The organism is Superficieibacter sp. BNK-5 (genome assembly GCF_047456055.1).
Taxonomy (GTDB): domain Bacteria; phylum Pseudomonadota; class Gammaproteobacteria; order Enterobacterales; family Enterobacteriaceae; genus Superficieibacter.
The window spans coordinates 391,207-412,670 of record NZ_CP179893.1; the positions used below are offsets into that span (position 1 = coordinate 391,207).

The 21,464-nt window shown below is 55.0% G+C and carries 19 protein-coding genes; 10 read left to right on the forward strand and 9 right to left on the reverse strand.

The genetic code is table 11. The features are described 5' to 3' along the window. Position 1: 1 nt before the first annotated feature. The 3 genes from ACMGGS_RS01870 to tkt all read right to left on the reverse strand — a co-directional run bounded on the left by ACMGGS_RS01870 (position 2) and on the right by tkt (position 4,170). On the reverse strand, positions 2-1,402 hold the full coding sequence (locus ACMGGS_RS01870) for a PTS mannitol transporter subunit IICB (RefSeq protein WP_414164814.1): 1,401 nt from the start codon (positions 1,400-1,402) through the stop codon (positions 2-4). Positions 1,403-1,429: 27 nt separating this feature from the next. Continuing rightward, positions 1,430-1,873, reverse strand: a complete 444-nt coding sequence (gene cmtB, locus ACMGGS_RS01875) for a PTS mannitol transporter subunit IIA (protein ID WP_414164815.1) — start codon at positions 1,871-1,873, stop codon at positions 1,430-1,432. 305 nt (positions 1,874-2,178) lie between these two features. Further along, positions 2,179-4,170 (reverse strand): transketolase, encoded by a 1,992-nt coding sequence (gene tkt, locus ACMGGS_RS01880; RefSeq protein WP_414164816.1) that lies wholly within the window; start codon positions 4,168-4,170, stop codon positions 2,179-2,181. Positions 4,171-4,450: 280 nt separating this feature from the next. Here tkt and ACMGGS_RS01885 point away from each other — a divergent pair, with 280 nt between their 5' ends. Next, positions 4,451-5,209: a M48 family metalloprotease gene (locus tag ACMGGS_RS01885; RefSeq protein ID WP_176917323.1), complete on the forward strand. Its 759-nt coding sequence runs from the start codon at positions 4,451-4,453 to the stop codon at positions 5,207-5,209. A gap of 213 nt (positions 5,210-5,422) precedes the next feature. Here ACMGGS_RS01885 and speB read toward each other — a convergent pair whose 3' ends face one another. The 3 genes from speB to yqgB form a co-directional block, all read right to left on the reverse strand. After that, positions 5,423-6,343, reverse strand: a complete 921-nt coding sequence (speB, locus tag ACMGGS_RS01890) for an agmatinase (protein WP_176917322.1) — start codon at positions 6,341-6,343, stop codon at positions 5,423-5,425. Positions 6,344-6,590: 247 nt separating this feature from the next. Then, a complete protein-coding gene (speA, locus tag ACMGGS_RS01895) occupies positions 6,591-8,564 on the reverse strand; it encodes a biosynthetic arginine decarboxylase (protein ID WP_414164817.1) in 1,974 nt (657 codons plus the stop codon). After that, complete coding sequence (gene yqgB / locus ACMGGS_RS01900; protein ID WP_414164818.1) at positions 8,557-8,703, reverse strand: acid stress response protein YqgB; 147 nt, start codon at positions 8,701-8,703, stop codon at positions 8,557-8,559. Before yqgB ends, speA begins: the two co-directional genes overlap by 8 nt. 649 nt (positions 8,704-9,352) lie before the next feature. Here yqgB and metK point away from each other — a divergent pair. The 8 genes from metK to ruvX all read left to right on the forward strand — a co-directional run bounded on the left by metK (position 9,353) and on the right by ruvX (position 16,551). After that, complete coding sequence (gene metK / locus ACMGGS_RS01905; RefSeq protein WP_414164819.1) at positions 9,353-10,507, forward strand: methionine adenosyltransferase; 1,155 nt, start codon at positions 9,353-9,355, stop codon at positions 10,505-10,507. 401 nt (positions 10,508-10,908) lie between these two features. Next, positions 10,909-12,303 (forward strand): galactose/proton symporter, encoded by a 1,395-nt coding sequence (galP, locus tag ACMGGS_RS01910; RefSeq protein WP_194208334.1) that lies wholly within the window; start codon positions 10,909-10,911, stop codon positions 12,301-12,303. 75 nt (positions 12,304-12,378) lie between these two features. Continuing rightward, complete coding sequence (locus ACMGGS_RS01915) at positions 12,379-12,879, forward strand: SprT family zinc-dependent metalloprotease (protein ID WP_414164820.1); 501 nt, start codon at positions 12,379-12,381, stop codon at positions 12,877-12,879. A gap of 93 nt (positions 12,880-12,972) precedes the next feature. Further along, on the forward strand, positions 12,973-13,680 hold the full coding sequence (gene endA / locus ACMGGS_RS01920; RefSeq protein ID WP_414164821.1) for a deoxyribonuclease I: 708 nt from the start codon (positions 12,973-12,975) through the stop codon (positions 13,678-13,680). A gap of 41 nt (positions 13,681-13,721) precedes the next feature. Beyond that, positions 13,722-14,453 carry a 16S rRNA (uracil(1498)-N(3))-methyltransferase gene (gene rsmE / locus ACMGGS_RS01925; protein ID WP_414164822.1) on the forward strand — a complete coding sequence of 244 codons (732 nt, stop codon included), beginning with the start codon at positions 13,722-13,724 and terminating at the stop codon, positions 14,451-14,453. Positions 14,454-14,465: 12 nt separating this feature from the next. Continuing rightward, the gene (gene gshB / locus ACMGGS_RS01930) at positions 14,466-15,413 is read left to right on the forward strand and encodes a glutathione synthase (protein ID WP_176917314.1); all 948 of its coding nucleotides are present in this window, start codon (positions 14,466-14,468) and stop codon (positions 15,411-15,413) included. Between the two features lie 158 nt (positions 15,414-15,571). Beyond that, positions 15,572-16,135, forward strand: a complete 564-nt coding sequence (locus ACMGGS_RS01935; protein WP_414164823.1) for a YqgE/AlgH family protein — start codon at positions 15,572-15,574, stop codon at positions 16,133-16,135. After that, positions 16,135-16,551, forward strand: a complete 417-nt coding sequence (gene ruvX / locus ACMGGS_RS01940; RefSeq protein WP_414164824.1) for a Holliday junction resolvase RuvX — start codon at positions 16,135-16,137, stop codon at positions 16,549-16,551. Before ACMGGS_RS01935 ends, ruvX begins: the two co-directional genes overlap by 1 nt. On the opposite strand, the gene ACMGGS_RS01945 is transcribed toward ruvX, so the two are convergent. Beyond that, a complete protein-coding gene (locus ACMGGS_RS01945) occupies positions 16,548-17,228 on the reverse strand; it encodes a LuxR C-terminal-related transcriptional regulator (protein WP_414164825.1) in 681 nt (226 codons plus the stop codon). The two genes, ruvX and ACMGGS_RS01945, sit on opposite strands and share 4 nt — an antisense overlap. Before the next feature lie 241 nt (positions 17,229-17,469). Further along, positions 17,470-18,159 carry an IclR family transcriptional regulator gene (locus ACMGGS_RS01950; RefSeq protein ID WP_414164826.1) on the reverse strand — a complete coding sequence of 230 codons (690 nt, stop codon included), beginning with the start codon at positions 18,157-18,159 and terminating at the stop codon, positions 17,470-17,472. 70 nt (positions 18,160-18,229) lie between these two features. Between ACMGGS_RS01950 and ACMGGS_RS01955 the strand changes: the two genes are divergently transcribed. Continuing rightward, complete coding sequence (locus ACMGGS_RS01955) at positions 18,230-20,488, forward strand: FAD-dependent oxidoreductase (RefSeq protein ID WP_414164827.1); 2,259 nt, start codon at positions 18,230-18,232, stop codon at positions 20,486-20,488. Here ACMGGS_RS01955 and ACMGGS_RS01960 read toward each other — a convergent pair. Then, positions 20,485-21,462, reverse strand: coding sequence for a type IV pilus twitching motility protein PilT (locus tag ACMGGS_RS01960; RefSeq protein ID WP_414164828.1), 978 nt, complete (start codon positions 21,460-21,462; stop codon positions 20,485-20,487). The two genes, ACMGGS_RS01955 and ACMGGS_RS01960, sit on opposite strands and share 4 nt — an antisense overlap. Between the last annotated feature and the right edge of the window lie 2 nt (positions 21,463-21,464).

Here is a 21,464-nt window from a genome sequence, read left to right on the forward strand (position 1 = left end):
TTTACCTCTGCGATCGGTTTTTATGTTCAGCGGTTAACTGATTAAATAACGTGTCGAGTTGTGGGTCGCCGATATAGTTATTGATCAGCACCAGCGGCTTATTCGTAACGCGTTTCACTCGCCCTTCCAGACTGGAATGGGTCACCACAATATCAGCCGCTTCCGGCGTGTTTTCGATGGCAAAGTGTTTGACCTCAATACTCAATCCGGCTTTCTCAAGACGTTTACGGAACGTGGTCGCCCCCATGGCACTCGACCCCATCCCGGCGTCGCAGACAAAGGCGATAAACTTCACGCGGCTCAGAGAAAATGCGCCTTCCTGTTTCATCGCTTTCACCGCGCTGGCCGACTGGGCAAACTCATCTTCAGACTCCGTTTCCGCCGTTTTTTCCATCTTCAGGATTAACGAGGTGATGACGAAGGAAACGAGAGCGCCTGCCGAGACCCCGGCAATGGTGGCGAGGAAAGAGCCTTTCGGCGTCAGCGCCAGGTACGCGAAGATAGAACCTGGGCTTGGACCGGCCACCAGGCCGCCATCCAGCAAATTAAAGATCCACGTACCGGACATCCCGCCCGCAATCATCGCAATAATGGTCAGCGGCTTCATCAGTACATACGGGAAATAAAGTTCATGGATCCCGCCGAGGAAGTGGATAATCATCGCCCCTGGCGCGGAACGTTTACTCATTCCTTTGCCGAAGAAGGTGAACGCCAGCAGTAAACCCAGACCCGGACCGGGGTTAGAGGCCACCATAAAGAAGATGGATTTACCATTCACTGACGCCTGCTGCATTCCCAGCGGATAGTAGACGCCCTGGTCGATAGCGTTGTTCAGAAAGAGGATCTTCGCCGGTTCATTGATAACCGACAGCAGCGGCAAATAGCCCGCATGCACCAGCGCCTCAATGCACTCTTTAACAAAGTTATTGGCAACAATGACCGCCGGGCCGATGATTTCAAATCCCAACAGGCACAGCACCATACCGGCGATACCCAGCGAGAAGTTGTTAATCACCATTTCGAAGCCAGCGGGGATGCGTTTCTCCAGCGCTTTATCGATATATTTGATGACCAGACCGCCCAGCGGCCCCATGATCATTGAGCCGAGGAACATCGGGATTTCAGCACCCACGATAACGCCAATAGTGCCGATACCGCCCATCACCGCCCCGCGCTTACCGCCAATCAGGCTGCCGCCGGTAGCACCTATCATAACCGGCAGCAAATAGGTAATCATTGGGCCGACAATTTTGGCAAAATGCTCATTAGGCATCCAGCCGGTCGGGATAAATAATGCAGTGATAAATCCCCAGGCAATAAAGGCCCCGATATTCGGAATGACCATTGCGGTCAAAAAGCCCCCAAAAGCCTGGACCTTTGCACGAGCAGACTTATTTTCCATGATAATATCCTGTAAAGGAGAATAGAATTATGCGAGAGCGATAATATCCTTGAGTTGTGTCGCCGTATTAGCGTTTAACATTAACTCCAGGGTTTCATCCTCACACAGTAATTCACTGAGTGCCTGAATAGCACCGATATGCGAATCAGCTTGCGCAGCAGCCAGACCAATAAGCAATTTAACGGGTTCATTATTGTCGTCAAACTGCACTGGCTGCTTAAGTAAGATTAATGACAGTCCTGTTTTAGAAGCACCATATTCGGGTCTGGCATGTGGCATCGCCACTCCCGGCGCCAGAATATAATAAGGCCCATTACTGAGCGTTGAATCTTTTATCGCCTGAATATATTCAGGATTAATATATTGATGTCTGAGTAATGCATCCATTGAAAAATCGATGGCTTGCTGCCAGTCTTTTGCTGCCTCTTTTATTTCAATAGCCCCATCGGGGAAATAATCCCTTAGCCGCATAATGCGCCCCTTATTTTATTATCGGATACCGTTCTACGGTAAAAATAAAATACTCGTTGAACGCAGTGAAAGCAATGAGGCTACTCGGGCGGAGATTCTGTAAACCCTGTATTTTAAATGCAATAAATTCAAAAAGTTATAAAATAGCAACTGAATACATGTGATTTCAATTACAAATAACGAAAAAATCTAAAAATAGCATTTGCAATACAGATCACATTTACAGGATTGCCCTATTTAATTTTAGTGATCTCACGCATAAAAAAACGGGCCACTTTCGCGACCCGTTTCTGGTGTAAATGTGATTACAACAGCGCTTTTGCCTGCGCCAGCACGTTATCCACCGTGAAGCCAAACTCTTCAAACAGCAGTTCAGCCGGGGCAGATTCACCGAAGGTGGTCATGCCGACGATAGCGCCGTTCAGGCCCACGTATTTGAACCAGTAATCCGCGATGCCCGCTTCGATAGCCACGCGTGCAGAGACCGCTTTCGGCAGTACGGATTCACGGTAAGCCGCATCCTGCTTGTCGAACGCGTCGGTGGAAGGCATGGACACCACGCGCGCCTTCACGCCTTCGGCGGTCAGTTTTTCGTAAGCGGCAACCGCCAGCTCAACTTCAGAACCGGTGGCGATGAAGATCAGCTGCGGCTGACCGTCGCAGTCTTTCAGCACGTAACCGCCGCGGGCGATATTTGCCAGCTGCGCTTCAGTACGCTCCTGCTGCGCCAGGTTCTGACGGGAGAGGATCAGCGCGGTCGGGCCGTCCTGACGCTCTACGCCATATTTCCACGCCACCGCGGATTCCACCTGGTCACACGGACGCCATGTGGACATGTTCGGGGTCACGCGCAGGGAAGCAACCTGCTCTACCGGCTGGTGGGTCGGGCCGTCTTCGCCCAGACCGATGGAGTCGTGGGTGTAGACCATCACCTGACGCTGTTTCATCAGCGCTGCCATACGCACTGCGTTACGCGCATATTCCACGAACATCAGGAAGGTGGAGGTGTACGGCAGGAAGCCGCCATGCAGAGAGATACCGTTAGCGATAGCGGTCATACCGAATTCGCGCACGCCGTAGTGGATGTAGTTACCGGCGGTATCTTCGTTAATCGCCTTAGAACCGGACCAGATAGTCAGGTTAGACGGTGCCAGGTCAGCGGAGCCGCCGAGGAATTCCGGCAGTAACGGACCGAAGGCTTCAATGGCATTCTGCGACGCTTTACGGCTGGCAATTTTGGACGGATTCGCCTGCAGCTTAGCGATAAATTCACTGGCTTTCGCGTCAAAGTCAGCCGGCATCTCACCTTTCATACGGCGGGTGAACTCAGCGGCTTCCTGCGGGAAGGCTTTAGCGTAGGCAGCAAATTTCTCGTTCCAGGCAGACTCTTTGGCCTGGCCCATTTCTTTGGCATCCCATTGCGCGTAGATCTCAGATGGGATTTCAAACGGCGCGTGTTTCCAGCCCAACTGCTCGCGGGTCAGTGCGATTTCAGCATCGCCCAGCGGTGCACCGTGGGAATCGTGGGTACCCTGTTTGTTCGGGGAGCCGAAGCCAATGATGGTTTTGCACAGCAGCAGTGACGGTTTGTCGGTCACCGCACGTGCTTCTTCAACCGCACGCTTAATGGATTCAGCATCGTGACCGTCAACGCCACGTACCACGTGCCAGCCGTAGGCTTCAAAACGCTTCGCGGTGTCGTCGGTGAACCAGCCTTCAATGTGGCCGTCGATGGAGATGCCGTTGTCGTCATAGAAGGCAACCAGTTTACCCAGCTTCAGGGTACCGGCCAGGGAGCACACCTCGTGAGAGATACCTTCCATCATGCAGCCATCACCCATAAAGGCGTAGGTGAAGTGGTCAACGATGTCGTGGCCCGGACGGTTAAACTGCGCTGCCAGGGTTTTCTCGGCAATCGCCATACCCACCGCGTTAGCAATACCCTGACCCAGCGGACCGGTGGTGGTTTCGACACCGGCGGTGTAGCCCACTTCCGGGTGGCCCGGGGTTTTAGAGTGCAGCTGGCGGAAGTTTTTCAGTTCATCAATCGGCAGGTCATAACCGGTGAGGTGCAGCAGGCTGTAGATCAGCATGGAGCCGTGGCCGTTGGACAGCACGAAGCGGTCGCGGTCAGCCCAGGAAGGGTTCTGCGGATTATGGTTCAGGAAATCGCGCCACAGGACTTCGGCAATGTCTGCCATGCCCATAGGGGCACCCGGGTGGCCGGATTTGGCTTTCTGTACAGCATCCATGCTCAGCGCACGAATAGCATTGGCAAGCTCTTTACGTGAGGACATTTTGACTCCAGATCGGATAAATGAAGGCCATGCCCGCAACGACTTGACGACAGCGCGTTTTGGGCTACGCCGGAAAAAAGTGCCAACAATGTAACCCAAGCGACAAGCCATGTACATGGAGCATCCTTTTATGAATTCAGAAATCTCCGGATCGCGCTCGCAGGTTGCGCAATCTCCTCGCTCGGGTGTTGTTCTTTTCTTTATACTTACGGCGGGTACTGGTTCACCTGAAACCAGGATATTACCAAAATAAATAATTCACTCATGCGGAAGAGAATAAATGAAAATTCGTTCAGCCTTGCTTGCCTTTGGGATCGCCACCGCTCTGACCGGCTGTCAGAATATGGACTCTAACGGTTTTTTAAGTTCGGGCGCGGAAGCGTTCCAGGCGTATACCCTCAGCGACGCTCAGGTGAAAGAGCTTAGCGATGAAGCCTGTAAAGAGATGGACGGCAAAGCGTCAATCGCGCCTGCCAGCAGCGACTACAGCAAGCGTCTGGCAACCATCGCCAATGCGCTGGGTGATAACATTAATGGCCAGCCGGTGAATTACAAGGTCTACCAGACTAAAGATGTAAACGCCTTTGCGATGGCCAACGGCTGCATCCGCGTATATAGCGGTCTTATGGATATGATGAATGATAACGAAGTGGAAGCGGTCATTGGTCATGAGATGGGACACGTTGCGCTGGGTCACGTGAAAAAAGGGATGCAAGTTGCGCTCGGCACCAACGCTGTACGGGGTGCAGCAGCCTCCGCGGGCGGCGTAGTGGGTAGCCTGTCTCAGTCGCAACTGGGCGATTTAGGTGAAAAACTGGTGAACTCGCAGTTCTCTCAGCGCCAGGAATCGGAAGCGGACGACTACTCCTACGATCTGTTGCGCAAACGCGGCATCAGTCCGGCGGGTCTGGCCACAAGCTTTGAGAAACTGGCGAAACTGGAAGCGGGCCGTCAAAGCTCGATGTTTGACGATCACCCGGCCTCCGAAGCGCGCGCCCAGCATATTCGCGACCGCATGGCGGCGGACGGGATTAAGTAAAGCTGAGCCGGGAGTCTGGCGCAATAATGCCGGGTGGCGGCTTCGCCTTACCCGGCCTACAAAACCCGATATATCAGGCAGTTATACCCACTGTCTGAACGCCAGCCACCCGTAGGCCCGCGTAAGCGAAGCGCCACCGGGCAAAACGCCCTCCGCCTGAGCGTTATACCACCGCGCTATGCCGGATAAACAATGTCACCCGGCACAACACCTTTACTCGCCCTTCTTCGCTGCCTGAATGTACAGCATTTCCAGCGCCAGGGTCGCCGCCGCCAGCGCGGTGATTTCAGACTGGTCGTAGGCCGGAGCCACTTCCACCAGATCCATCCCCACGATATTCAGGTCTTTCAGACCACGCACCAGTTTGATAGCGCGATCGGTCGTCAGGCCGCCAATCACTGGCGTCCCCGTACCCGGTGCAAACGCCGGATCCAGGCAGTCGATGTCAAAGGTCAGATAGACCGGCATATCGCCCACGATCTGTTTCACCTGCGCGATGATGTCATCAACCGTGCGATCGTTCACCTGGCAGGCGTCGAGCACGGTAAAGCCGTTGTCTTTATCAAACTCAGTGCGGATACCAATCTGCACGGAATGGTTCGGGTCAATCAGCCCTTCTTTCGGCGCGGTGTAGAACATGGTGCCGTGGTCGAATTCGCAGCCGTTAGAATACGTGTCAGTGTGGGCATCAAAATGCACCAGCGCCATTTTACCAAAGTGCTTCGCATGGGCACGCAGCAGTGGCAGCGTGACAAAGTGATCGCCGCCGAAAGAGAGCATACGTTTACCCGCCGCCAGCAGTTGCTCCGCATGGGCCTGCAATTTTTCGCTCATTTCGCGCGCGTCACCGAAGGCATACACCAGATCGCCGCAATCAACCACGTTCAGGCGTTCACGCATGTCGAAGTTCCACGGAAAACGGCAGTGTTCCCACGCCAGATTGGTGGAAACCTGACGAATCGCGCCCGGCCCATGACGGCTCCCTGCACGACCTGACGTTGCCATATCGAACGGAACGCCGGTAATCACCCAGTCGGCATCGCTGTCATACGGCTGGAAATTCAGCGGCAGACGCAGGAAACCGAAGGCGTTAGACACCAGGGAATTATCGTATTGATGACCTAAAGTGCTCATGTTCTGACCTCATGCAGAGTCGATACAGTAAAAAATATGAAAAAAAATCCCTTCCGCGTCGTTAAACCCGACGAGAAAGGGATTGATTCGTATAGTGCTTGTTGACGCGAATTATCGCCGTTAATTCAACCGGGTTCAAGTGAGTATAGCAAACGCCATTTCGGCGAGATCTCGTTACCCGCCCTTTTGCCAGAAGGCGGCTTAGCGCTATCCTGCCCGGTAAACACACGTCACCGGGCGGTTGCGATTACTCGTCTTCCAGATACGTGTACCCGTACAGCCCCGCCTCGAACTCTTCGAGGAACTGCTGCTGTAATGCCGTATCCAGATCGGTTTGTTTCACCTGATCGCGGAAATGCGTTAGCAGGGTATTCGGATCGAGCTGCACGTACTGCAACATATCCGCCACGGTATCCCCTTCATCGGACAGCTCCACTTCCACGCTGCCATCCGGGAAGACAAACACGTCAACCGCTTCGGTATCGCCGAACAGGTTATGCATGTTGCCGAGGATTTCCTGATACGCGCCGACCATAAAGAAGCCCAGCATTGGCGGATTCTCTGGATCGTACTCCGGCATCGGCATGGTAGTGGCAATGCCGTCGCCGTCGATATAGTGATCGATAGCGCCATCGGAGTCACAGGTGATATCCAGCAGCACCGCACGGCGCTCAGGCACCTGATCCAGCCCTTCCAGCGGCAGAACCGGGAATAGCTGATCGATGCCCCATGCGTCCGGCATCGACTGGAACAGCGAGAAGTTGACGTACATTTTGTCCGCCATCCGCTCCTGCAGTTCGTCGATAATAGGACGGTGCGCGCGGTTGCTCGGATCAAGCTGCTTTTGTACTTCGTGGCACATGCTCAGGTAAAGCTGCTCGGCCCAGGCGCGCTCCTGAAGGCTGAACGTGCCGGAAGAGTAACCGATGTGGATATCGTGCAGATCCATCTGGCTGTCGTGCAGCCATTCGCGCAAGGAGCGGCGGGTGCCTGGCTCATGCATCTCCTGCCAGGTCTCCCACATGCTTTGCAGCGCGCGCGGCGCATCTTCCGTCGGTGCCGTGGGAACGGTGTATTCGTTACGCTCCACGCCGATGATATTGGAAACCAGCACGGTGTGATGCGCGGTAACGGCACGACCCGACTCGGTGATCACCGTCGGGTGCGGCAGACCGTGCTCTTCGCAGGCGTCGCCGATGGCCCAGATAATGTTGTTAGCATATTCGTTCAGGCCGTAGTTCACCGAACAGTCGGACTGGGAACGCGTCCCTTCATAGTCCACGCCCAGACCGCCGCCGACGTCGAAACACTGGATGTTCACGCCCAGCTTATGCAGTTCAACGTAGAAGCGCGACGATTCACGCACGCCCGTGGCGATATCGCGGATATTCGCCATCTGGGAACCGAGATGGAAGTGCAGCAGTTGCAGACTGTCCAGACGCCCGGCTTCGCGCAGGGTTTCCACCAGTTGCAGCACCTGCGTCGCCGCCAGGCCGAACTTGGATTTTTCACCACCGGAGGACTGCCACTTACCGGAACCCTGCGACGCCAGACGCGCACGCACGCCCAGGCGCGGGATCACGTTCAGACGTTCAGCCTCATCCAGCACGATAGCGATTTCCGACATCTTCTCGATGACCAGATAGACCTTGTGGCCCATCTTCTCGCCAATCAGCGCCAGACGAATGTATTCACGGTCTTTGTAGCCGTTACAGACGATCACGCTACGGGTCATACCGGCGTGCGCCAGCACCGCCATCAGCTCGGCTTTAGAACCGGCTTCCAGACCCAGCGGTTCACCGGAGTGGATCAGCGACTCAATAACGCGACGGTGCTGGTTGACCTTAATCGGGTAAACGAGGAAGTAATCGCCGTTGTAGCCATAGGATTCACGCGCACGCTTGAACGCAGCGTTAATAGAACGCAGACGATGTTGCAGGATCTGCGGGAAGCAGAACAGTGCGGGCAGACGCTGCCCCTGCGCTTCACGGGCTTTCACCAGTTTGGCGAGGTCAACGCGCGCTTCCGGGACGTCAGGGTCCGGGCACACGCTGATGTGGCCCAGCTCGTTAACGTCATAGTAGTTATTGCCCCACCAGGCAATATTGTATGTGCGCAGCATCTTGCTGGCTTCCTGGGAGCTCATCGCAACCTCCTGCATGGAACGTAGTACACCTTGTTCGCCTGCTGACGAAGGCGAAGAAGACATGTCGTCAGACATAGCGAACCTCAAATTGTGTCGAAAGTGTAAAACAGCAAACTACTATCGCAGCCCAAAGGCGCGATAACAACCCATAAACAGTCTGATTCTTCAGCAGAAAACACTGAAGCACCGACTGCGCGACCGGTTTCTTGTTCATATCATTGTAAAACACGTACCTGAACTTAGGTATGACGGTTCGGAGAAACCACGAGAAAACTCTTGTTCAACAAGAGCGCCCTTGTTCAGATTTCAGAGACGGTGACCAGCCCTTGAATCCTGAGAAGCACCGAGATGGGTGGAACATCGGCAGGTTTGCATAGATGAGATGCAGATGGCGGAAAATAAGCGCACACCAGAACGGTGCGGCTGCGCGAACGGCGTCCAATGGATCATTGTTTCGTATCACCTCCACGCCAACCGGTTCAGTCAGCGACAAGCCAAAGCTAAAGTGTTAACCCGGCTGGAAGTGGCGACACGAACAGATTCGTCGTGCACTTTTTATATAAGCCGCGCGCGGCGTTTTATACCTGGATTATTCATGAAAAGCAAAACATAAATCAGCGTTATGCCAACGCAGCCACAATACGTTTTCATCACGTTTGCCCGATAATGCGACATAACTCAAAAAAAACTGGAAATCAGGCGAAGAACTGACCTAGAATAGCCATCCAGATGTTAATCCATCTATACAGATTAACACTCAGACTGCCAGTGCCATAAACCTGCACGTCCTGGTAGAGATATCCACCATGACTACTCCGCATAGCAGTTTGAGCAAACCGACTTCTCCTTGGGTGAAATTAAAAATGGCAAAACACCTTTTTACGTCTGAGTCCGTTTCAGAAGGGCATCCTGACAAAATCGCTGACCAAATCTCTGATGCCGTGCTGGATGCAATCCTCGAACAAGATCCGAAAGCACGCGTCGCCTGTGAAACCTATGTAAAAACCGGCATGGTTTTAGTCGGCGGTGAAATCACCACCAGCGCATGGGTGGATATCGAAGAGATCACCCGTAATACGGTCCGCGAAATTGGCTATGTGCATTCCGACATGGGCTTTGATGCTAACTCTTGTGCCGTGCTGAGTGCGATTGGTAAACAATCCCCGGACATTAACCAGGGCGTTGACCGTGCCGATCCGCTGGAACAGGGCGCAGGCGACCAGGGCCTGATGTTTGGCTACGCCACCAACGAAACCGATGTGCTGATGCCAGCGCCAATCACCTACGCACACCGTCTGGTGCAGCGTCAGGCTGAAGTACGTAAAAACGGCACCCTGCCGTGGCTGCGCCCGGATGCAAAAAGCCAGGTCACCTTCCAGTATGACAGCGGCAAAATCGTCGGCATCGACGCCGTTGTTCTGTCCACACAGCATGCAGAAGATATCGATCAGAAATCGCTGCAAGAAGCGGTGATGGAAGAGATCATCAAGCCGGTGCTGCCGACCGAATGGCTGAACAGCGCGACCAAATTCTTCATCAACCCAACCGGACGTTTTGTTATCGGCGGCCCGATGGGCGATTGCGGCCTGACCGGTCGTAAAATTATCGTCGATACCTACGGCGGCATGGCTCGTCACGGCGGCGGCGCATTCTCCGGTAAAGACCCGTCTAAAGTGGACCGTTCAGCGGCTTACGCGGCACGCTACGTGGCGAAAAACATCGTTGCCGCAGGTCTTGCGGATCGCTGTGAAATTCAGGTCTCCTACGCCATTGGCGTGGCGGAACCGACCTCCATCATGGTGGAAACCTTCGGCACCGAAAAAATCGCTACCGAACAGTTAACGCTGCTGGTGCGTGAGTTCTTCGACCTGCGTCCGTATGGCCTGATTCAGATGCTGGATCTGCTGCACCCGATCTACAAAGAGACCGCGGCTTACGGTCACTTTGGTCGTGAACATTTCCCGTGGGAAAAAACCGACAAAGCACAGCTGCTACGCGATGCGGCTGGCCTGAAATAATCGGCTATCCCCCTCTTCTACAAAGCCAGCCTTGCGCTGGCTTTTTTCTTTTCTCTGGTTGAATAATCTGTCTTTTTCGGCAGACGTTCTATACTGATCAGGCTCGTCATAGCCGCATAATGAAACCGATTACACCTCTTTTCATCTGATAACTTAAGGTGTTTTTTTGCGGTCTGTGCAAATTTTGCCATTCGTTACATTTCATTTCGGTTTAATCTGAAATTAATTCTACAGACGCTACAAATTCCAACATAAAGACTATAGTTTCAACCGGTTGTAAACTTACCGTTCTTGACACTTATGTAACCGATTACACTGATGTGATTGAACTCACATATTTTAGCGGCGTACTGACCTACTATTCAGGTCAAATAAATTTGATACCACAACTGGAGGGCACCATGCCTGACAATAAAAAACATGGGCGTTCTAACAAGGCGATGACTTTTTTTGTCTGTTTCCTTGCCGCTCTGGCCGGACTGCTTTTTGGCCTTGATATTGGTGTAATCGCAGGCGCATTACCTTTTATCACCAATGAATTTCAGATCAGCGCACATACCCAGGAATGGGTGGTGAGTTCCATGATGTTCGGCGCGGCTGTGGGTGCGGTCGGCAGCGGCTGGCTCTCCTTCCGTCTCGGACGTAAAAAAAGCCTGATGATTGGCGCGATACTGTTTGTGCTCGGCTCGCTGTTCTCTGCCGCCGCGCCAAACGTGGAAGTGCTGATTATCTCCCGCGTGCTGCTGGGCCTGGCGGTGGGTGTCGCTTCCTATACCGCGCCGCTCTATCTTTCAGAGATCGCGCCGGAAAAAATTCGCGGCAGCATGATTTCCATGTACCAGCTGATGATCACCATCGGGATTTTAGGGGCTTATCTCTCTGATACCGCGTTCAGCTACAGCGGCGCATGGCGCTGGATGCTGGGTGTGATTATCATCCCGGCGATCCTGCTGCTGATTGGCGTCTTCTTCCTGCCGGACAGCCCGCGCTGGTTTGCCGCCAAACGCCGCTTCCACGATGCCGAACGCGTGCTGATGCGCCTGCGTGATACCAGCGCCGAAGCAAAAAATGAGCTGGAAGAGATCCGCGAAAGCCTGAAGGTAAAACAGAGCGGCTGGGCGCTGTTTAAAGAGAACAGCAACTTCCGCCGCGCGGTGTTCCTTGGCGTGCTGTTACAGGTGATGCAACAGTTCACCGGCATGAACGTGATCATGTATTACGCGCCGAAAATCTTTGAACTGGCTGGGTATACCAATACCAATGAGCAAATGTGGGGCACGGTTATCGTTGGTTTAACCAACGTGCTGGCGACCTTCATCGCTATCGGTCTGGTGGACCGCTGGGGCCGTAAACCGACGCTGACGCTGGGCTTCCTGGTAATGGCCGTGGGCATGGGGATCCTGGGTACGATGATGCATATCGGTATTCACTCACCGTCTGCGCAGTACTTTGCTATCGCCATGCTGCTGATGTTCATCATTGGTTTTGCGATGAGTGCTGGCCCGCTGATTTGGGTACTGTGTTCTGAAATCCAGCCGCTGAAAGGGCGCGATTTTGGCATCACCTGCTCGACAGCAACCAACTGGATCGCCAACATGATCGTCGGTGCAACGTTCCTGACCATGCTCAATACGCTGGGCAATGCCAACACCTTCTGGGTGTACGCGGGTCTGAACGTGCTGTTTATCCTGCTGACCCTGTGGCTGGTGCCGGAAACCAAACACGTCTCGCTGGAGCACATCGAACGTAACCTGATGAAAGGTCGTAAGCTGCGCGATATTGGCGCGCATAACTAAGCCCTGATGCTTCCTCCCGCCAGGGAGGAAGCTTCTTATTGCACTCCCTTCCCCGCCGTTTTATCCTCTGGCGTTATGAAAACCTCCCGTCTTCCCATCGCTATCCAGCAAGCCGTTATGCGCAGCCTGCGGGAGAAACTCGCCCTCGCCAATCACAAACTGGATCGTCACTATCCGGAGCCGAAGCTGGTCTATCAGCAGCGTGGCACGACGGCGGGCACCGCCTGGCTCGACAGCTATGAAATTCGCCTCAACCCGGTGCTATTGCAGGAAAATCAGCAGGCGTTTATTGATGAGGTCGTACCGCACGAGCTGGCGCATTTGCTGACATGGAAACATTTTGGCCGCGTTGCGCCGCATGGCAAAGAGTGGAAATGGATGATGGAAAGCGTGCTCTGCGTTCCCGCCCGCCGTACCCATCAGTTCGGGCTGGAATCAGTGCGCCGCAACACCTTCCCTTACCGCTGCCAGTGCCAGCAGCATCAGCTTACCGTGCGCCGACATAACAGAGTGGTACGCGGTGAAGCGACTTACCGTTGCGTTCACTGCGGCGAACTGCTGGTAGCCGACGCGTAAATTAAACGCGATCCGGAAATTTTCTGTTCTGCCTGATTGCATCTGACAACTGCTTTCGTTACGTTGCGTGCTCTTATTGAGATGGAGTTCACGATGTACCGTACCTGTCGTTTTTCCCTGTTCCTTTTTCTTCCTTTACTGGTGAATCCACTCCACGCCAAAGAGATCACCAGCTTCGCCCAGGCAAAAGCGGCGGGCGTTAAGGTCAACGCTGACGTTCCCGGTGATTTTTACTGCGGCTGCCCGATTCACTGGCAGGGTAAGAAAGGTGTTATCGACCTGGAAGCCTGCGGCTATAAAGTGCGTAAAAATGCCAATCGCGCCAGCCGCGTGGAGTGGGAACATGTGGTGCCAGCGTGGCAGTTCGGTCATCAGCGCCAGTGCTGGCAGGACGGCGGACGGAAAAACTGCACTAAAGATCCCGTCTATCGCAAGATGGAGAGCGATATGCATAACCTGCAACCGGCAGTCGGTGAAGTAAACGGCGATCGCGGCAACTTTATGTATAGCCAGTGGAACGGCGGCGAAGGCCAGTATGGCCAGTGCGCCATGAAGGTCGATTTCAAAAACAAACTTGCCGAGCCACCCGCACGCGCTCGTGGCGCCATTGCCCGCATCAACTTTTATATGCGCGATCAGTATAAAATCAGCCTTTCACGCCAGCAGACCCAACTCTTTACCGCCTGGGATAAACTCTACCCGGTGACAAAATGGGAATGCGAACGTGACGAGCGTATTGCGCGCGTGCAGGGGAATCACAACCCTTATGTCCAGCGCGCTTGCCAGGCGCAAAAGAGCTAACCTACACTAGCGGGTATTATCATTACTGGACTGTTAGCTTTATGCGTAAACCTCGCATTTATCACCCTGCCCCGCTAAGCGTGGGCCAGGACGTCGCGCTCAGCGACGACGCCGCGAACCATGTTGGTCGCGTACTGCGCATGACCGCCGGTCAGCCCGTTCAGCTTTTTGACGGCAGCAACCAGGTCTTTGACGCTGAAATTACCCGCGCCGATAAGAAAAACGTCGTCGTTAACGTGCAAAGTCGCGAAGCCGATAATCGTGAATCACCGCTGCATATTCACCTGGGTCAGGTGATGTCACGCGGCGAAAAAATGGAATTTACTATCCAGAAATCAATCGAACTGGGAGTAAGCCTCATTACGCCACTTTTTTCTGAGCGCTGCGGCGTTAAACTGGATGCTGAACGTCTGAACAAGAAGATCCAGCAGTGGCAGAAAATCGCTATCGCTGCCTGTGAACAGTGCGGTCGTAATCAGATCCCGGAGATTCGTCCGGCGATGGATCTCGAAGCCTGGTGCGCCGAGCCGGATGCGGGGTTGAAACTGAATCTGCATCCGCGCGCCAGCGCCAGCATTAACACGCTGCCGCTGCCGGTTGAGCGGGTACGCCTGCTTATTGGACCAGAAGGTGGACTCTCCGCCGACGAAATTGCTATGACCGCACAATACCAGTTTACTGATATTCTGCTGGGACCTCGCGTTCTGCGCACTGAGACCACTGCGCTCACCGCCATTACCGCCTTACAGGTGCGTTTTGGCGACCTGGGCTAACGGAGAACAAGAATGATTAAGCTCGGCATCGTGATGGACCCCATCGCAAACATTAACATCAAGAAAGACTCCAGCTTCGCTATGCTGCTGGAAGCACAGCGTCGCGGCTATGAGCTTCATTATATGGAGATGTCCGATCTCTATCTGATCAACGGCGAAGCCCGTGCACGCACGCGTCTGCTCAGCGTTGAGCAGAACTACGACAAATGGTACGAATTCAGCGGCGAACAGGATCTCCAGCTTGCCGATCTCGATGTCATCCTGATGCGCAAAGATCCGCCGTTTGATACTGAGTTTATCTACTCCACCTACATCCTTGAACGCGCGGAAGAACAAGGCACGCTGATCGTTAACAAGCCGCAGAGTCTGCGCGACTGTAACGAAAAGCTTTATACCGCCTGGTTCTCTGACCTGACGCCGGATACGCTGGTGACTCGCAGCAAGGCGCAGTTGAAAGCGTTCTGGCAGAAGCATACTGATATCATTTTAAAACCGCTGGACGGCATGGGCGGCGCGTCTATTTTCCGCGTGAAGGAAGGCGATCCAAACCTTGGCGTGATCACCGAAACGCTGACCGAGCACGGGACCCGCTACTGCATGGCACAGAATTATATTCCGGCCATTGTTGACGGTGACAAGCGCGTACTGGTGGTGGATGGCGAGCCGGTCCCTTACTGCCTGGCACGCATTCCGCAGGGCGGTGAAACGCGTGGCAACCTCGCCGCGGGTGGCCGTGGCGAACCACGTCCGCTGACCGATAGCGACTGGGAAATTGCCCGCCGCGTGGGGCCGTTGCTGAAAGCCAAAGGGCTAATTTTTGTCGGCCTTGATATCATCGGCGACCGTCTGACCGAAGTGAACGTTACCAGCCCGACCTGTATTCGCGAAATCGAAGCGCAGTTCCCGGTCTCGATTACCGGGATGCTGATGGACGCCATCGAAAAACGTCTGGCGAAGTAATTTGCGTTGCGGGCGGATGAAATAAACCGCCGCCCTTGCAACATCTCATCGCGGGAGGGAACCCGCTGCTCTTCCTCCACTGGCTAGTGACAGCGTGGTACTTTCCCCGCATACTGAGCGTTGTTGCTTTTTTGAACCAGGAAACCGAACCTCTGACAATGAATTTACAGCATCACTTTCTGATTGCCATGCCTGCGCTCCAGGATCCTCTCTTCCGTCGTTCTGTGGTCTATGTCTGCGAATATAACGACGAGGGGGCAATGGGCATTATTATTAATAAGCCCCTGGAAAATTTGCAGGTGGAAGGCGTTCTGGAAAAACTGAAGATTACGCCTGAACCGCGCGATCCGGCGATTCGTCTGGATAAACCGGTCCTGCTCGGCGGCCCGCTGGCGGAAGATCGCGGTTTTATCCTGCATACGCCACCCGCGTCTTTCTCCTCCAGTATTCGCATCTCCGATAATACCGTTATCACCACCTCGCGGGACGTGCTGGAAACGCTGGGTACCCACGATCAGCCTGTCGATGTACTGGTCGCGCTGGGCTACTCCTCCTGGGAGAAAGGCCAGCTTGAGCAGGAACTGCTGGATAACGCCTGGCTGACCGCGCCTGCGGATCTCAATATTCTGTTTAAAACGCCAATCGCCGATCGCTGGCGCGAAGCAGCAAAACTGATTGGTATTGATATCCACACCATGCCTGGCGAGGCGGGACACGCCTGATGAGTGACACCCTTCTCGCCTTTGATTTCGGCACCAAAAGTATTGGCGTGGCGATTGGTCAGCGCATTACCGGCACCGCCCGCCCGCTGAACGCCATTAAAGCCCAGGACGGTACGCCCGACTGGACGCTCATCGAACGTCTGCTCAAAGAGTGGCAGCCTGACACGGTGATTGTCGGCCTGCCGCTGAATATGGACGGCAGTGAACAGCCGCTGACGGCACGGGCGCGTAAATTTGCGAACCGGATCCACGGCAGATTCGGCGTGACGGTGACGTTGCACGATGAACGGTTAAGTACCGTAGAAGCGCGCGCGGGCCTGTTTGAACACGGTGGCTTTCGCGCGCTGAATAAAGGCAGCGTCGATTCTGCCTCGGCGGTGATTATCCTGGAGAGTTACTTCGAACAAGGTTTTTAGTTAAATGCACCCTGTGCGGTCCGGGTTGTCTGGTCACGCAGGGAGGCATTTGTCCAGCTTACCGCCTGCGTTCTGTTTTTAACGTTGAGCTTACGGAAAATATTATACAAATGCGTGCGCACGGTATTTTCGCTGATAAACAGCGCGCGGGCGATATCCACATTCGACGCTCCGCAGCGTAACTCATTGAGAATTTCATATTCGCGTTCGGTAAGCGAAATATTCTCGTAACGATCGCTATCCCGCTCGTCCGTATATGCCTGGATAGTACCGGGCAATTCAGACACCTCGCCGTTTACTATCGCCTTAATACCCGCAAGAATATGTTCCTGACTATCATCATAACTAAATATCCCGCACAGCGTGGGCCAGCGCGCCATGTCAAAAAGCGTGTGCTGCTGGGCACTATTTAAAATGATAACGCGTAAATCATCGGTTTGGGTCTGCAAAATATCACACCAGATGCCGGTTAATTTTTTATTCGACACGGCGATATCGAATAATACGATGCAGCCGTCTGGCAAACGCTGCTCTAACGGCTTGGTGATATTCTGCAAACGGACGGGAACAGAAAGCGTTTCGGTCAGATAACTGGCAAAAGACCGGGATTGTACGGAAGGGCATGTAATAATAATCATCTGCTGCGGTGCACTTAATCCACTATCCTGCTGAAACATCCTGATTCTCCTTTAAACGTAGATTGTCTCGCCATTAACGTCACGGACGCTTCCCTCGCCTCGCAAAGGTCATCTCATGATTTAAGCGAATTCCTGAGGCAATCCTATCACCGGGTCTGAAGGGGAATAAGCCAGCCTGATGGACGAGGGCTAATCGGCATTGGCGGCTGGCCCTCGATCCGGGTCACGTTTTTGGCATCTGGTATTGCAAAACCACCAGTGTTTCTATAAAAGAAACAAATCAGAAGGCGATCAGCTGCGCTGCCAGCGTTTGTAGCTCAAGGTGGCGCGCCGCAATGGTTTCGGCGTCCGGCTGCCACATGCCGGCGAAGGCCAGCGCGGCAGAATGCGCGCCCAGCGGCTGAGCGATAGAGACTTCACCATCCTGGTGGTGCCAGATGACGCTCCCCTGCTCGCGCTGCTGCCGAAGGTGAGGAGCCAGTTGCTGCCACTGCTCGGCGAAAAAGCGTTTGCTGAGTTCGTCGTCGGGTTCGGCTGCCAGCAGGCTCATGCCGATCACCGACTGCCACGCGGGCAGCATATGAAATCCCGCCAGCGCCTGACTGATCTGATGGCCGGGTTCAGAGTGATAAATGTAGATCACCTGATCCTCCCACAGAACCCCCATGGCGACCACGATATCGCGTGGGGCATGACGTTCAAGAATGGGCAGCGCCTGAGAAAAGAGAGCGGAGCCGCGTATCGCCTGCGCTGCCAGCGCATGAATGCCCGGTCCCGGCAGATAGCGCCGCTGTTCATCCTGCCTCGTCAGCCCGATGGACGCCATGGTCATCAGCAGACGATTTACGCGGGTCGTGTTAATGCCCATAAGACGTGCCAGTTCGCGACAGCCAATAGCGCGGCCGCTGGATACCAGATATTGCAGACAGCGAATGCCGTCAATCAGGCTTTGATTCGGTTGAGATGACATAGCAGTGATGGTCCGCGTCGGGCTTAAGCAAACTACAGATTCTAGCGTCAGTTGAGAAGGATACAAGACCATGAAAATCTTTAACCAGACCGACAGCAGAGCTTTCCCGACACAATCTTTGCGCACCGACCTGCTGGTCGCAGGCGGCGGACTGGCGGGGTTGTGCGCTGCGCTTGCCGCTGCCCGTGCGGGCATCGACGTCATTCTGATTCAGGATCGTCCGGTGCTGGGAGGGAATGCGTCCAGCGAAGTACGTCTGTGGGCTAACGGTGCCACTTCGCATATGGGCAATAATAATCGCTGGGCGCGTGAAGGCGGGATCATGGGCGAGATCCTTGAAGAGAACCTGTGGCGCAACAAGGAAGGTAATCCGGTGATGTTCGATCTGCTACTGCTGGACATCGCGCAGCGCCAGCCGGGGCTGACTCTGTTGCTGAATACCGCCATCTATGCCGTACAAAAAGAGGCCCGGCGCGTCACCAGCGTCAGCGCCTTTAACCCGATCAACGAAACCTTTTATGAGGTAAGCGCGGCGCAGTTTTGCGATGCTACCGGCGACGGCGTGCTCGGTTATCTGGCTGGCGCAGAGTTTCGTGAAGGCGCGGAGGACATAGATGAACTCGGCGAAAAAATGGCACCGGGCGATAATTTCGGGCATAAGCTGGGCCACTCCATCTACTTTTATACCCGTCAGACCAGCACCCCGGTGAACTTCGTCCCGCCCTCTTTCGCCCTCAAGGATATCACCGCTATCCCGCGCTATAAGCGGCTGACCTCCACCCTTAATGGCTGCGACCTGTGGTGGCTGGAATGGGGAGGCCGACTGGATACGGTTCATGCAAGCGAAGAGATCAAATGGGAGCTGTGGAAGATCGTCTGGGGCGTCTGGGATCATATTAAAAACTCCGGCGAGTTTCCCGAGGCGGAAAACATGACGATCGACTGGGTGGGCGTGATCCCCGGCAAGCGGGAGAGCCGCCGCTTTGTTGGCGATCATCTGCTGAGCCAGCAGGATATTATTGAGCAGCGCGACCATTATGATGCGGTAGGCTACGGCGGCTGGTCTATTGACCTCCATCCGGCCGATGGCGTATACAGCACCCACGATGGCTGCCGTCAGTTTCACAGTAAAGGCACCTACACGATCCCCTGGCGCAGCCTGTACAGCCGCTCGCTGGACAACCTGTTCCTGACCGGCCGCCTGATTTCCGCGTCCCACGTTGCCTTTGGCAGCGCCCGCGTGATGTGTACCTGCGGCCTGCTGGGAGAAGTCGTCGGCCAGGCCGCCGCCCTGTGCCAGACGCAGCAACTGATGCCGCGCGAACTGGCGCAGCACGACCGCATCGGCGCGCTGCAACAACGGCTCCAGGCCAACGGCTTTTATATTCCGCGCCAGTGGCTCAGCGATCCGGCGCAGGGCGCAAGCGTCCGGGTCAGCAGCGAACTGGAGTTGAGCGCATTACCGGCTAACGGCCAGTGGCATTCTCTGGCGGAACGGATGGCGCTGCTGGTGCCGATTAACGCCGGAGAGACGCTTCCCGAATTAACCTTTACGCTGCGCGGCGCTCATCCCCAGCCGCTTACCATCGAGCTTCTCGGTAGCGAGCGCGCCGGTAACTTTACGCCGGAAATACATCACGCCTCCTGCGAATTACAGATCGACGGTGAGCGCGACTACCGCTGCAATTTCAGCTGGCAAAGCGACCGTGACCAGTACCTGTTTATTGCCTTTGCCGCACAGCCCAATGTGGAGATCGCCCTGACCGACCGCCATCTCCCCGGCCTGATGACCGTGTTTAATAGCCTGAACGCCAGAGTGGCGAAACAGTCGCGCCAGGTCGCCGACGGCGATTATGGCGTGGATGAATTTGATTTCTGGCTGCCGCGCCGCCGTCCGCATCAGATAATGCCCGCCCTGCGTTTTGCCACGCCGCTGCGCTGCTTCAGCGCGCAAAACCTGCTTAATGGCCGCCTGCGTCCCGAGCAGCAGACAAACGCGTGGGTGCCCGCCGTAGAGGATGCCAGCCCGGTCGTGCGCTGGCGCTGGCCGCAGCCGATTACCCTCAATACCCTGACGCTGGTGCAGGACAACGATTTCGATAACGCGATGGAAACCGTGCAGATGGGGCACTATCACGCGGTGACGCCGCACTGCATCACGCATTACCGCCTGTGGACAGACGATATTCTGCTGGCGGAAGTCACGGATAATCATCATTCGGCCTGCCATCACTCATTAAGCTCGCCACGTGAAGTACAGGAGGTCCGCCTGGAAATCCTTGCCACCGCGGGCGCGTTACCGGCGATCTATTCACTGAATGTCCGCTAAAGCAGCCCGGCCGCTACCCGCTGCTGGTAGCTTTGCGTAAAGGTCTGCATCCCCATCTGCTGCCCGGTTTGCATCACACCGGGTAGCTGGTGCGTTTTGCCCTCGCGGATCAGATTAGCGACGGCGGGCGTATTAATTAACATCTCAAACAGCGCTACCCGCGTATTTTGCGGGCTACATTGAAGCTTTTGCGCCACCACCGCACACAGGCTTCCGGCGAGCTGGCTGCGCACCTGCTCTTTCTCCTGAGCGGGAAAGACATCGACCAGCCTTTCTACCGCCTGAGCTGCCCCGCGCGTATGCAGCGTCGCCAGCACCAGATGTCCGGTTTCTGCGGCGGTTAATGCCAGGCGGATGGTTTCGCTGTCGCGTAGCTCACCGAGCAGAATGACGTCAGGATCTTCACGTAATGCCGCGCGTAGCGCCGCAGCAAATGAGTCGGTATGGCGACCGACTTCCCGCTGCTGGATCAGACAGCGCTGACTGCGATGGACAAACTCAATCGGATCTTCCAGCGTCAAAATATGCCCGTCCAGATGATGATTCAGATGATCGACCATCGCCGCGAGAGTCGTCGATTTACCGCTGCCGGTTGCCCCGGTCACCAGAATCAGCCCGCTCTCTTCATTTAATAACTCCGGCAGCGCGGCGGGCACACCCAGGTCGGCGAGGTGCGGCGTTTCAGTGGGCAGCAATCGAAGCGCAAGCGACGCGCCCTGACGATGAATAAAAGCGCTGGCACGCAACCGCTGCTGGCACGGTAGCGTGATGGCGAAATCGACCTGCCCGCGAGTGAACTGCGCCATCTGTGCCTCATCCAGACAGTCATTAAGCACTTTTTCAACGTCCATGGACGCAAAAGGTGCAGGTTCCAGTTTCCCTGACCGTCGCCAGCGTGGCGGCCAGGCGTTGCACAGGTGTAGATCCGAGACGTTATGCTTTACACTAAGGGCCACGATTTCTTCCATATCCATAC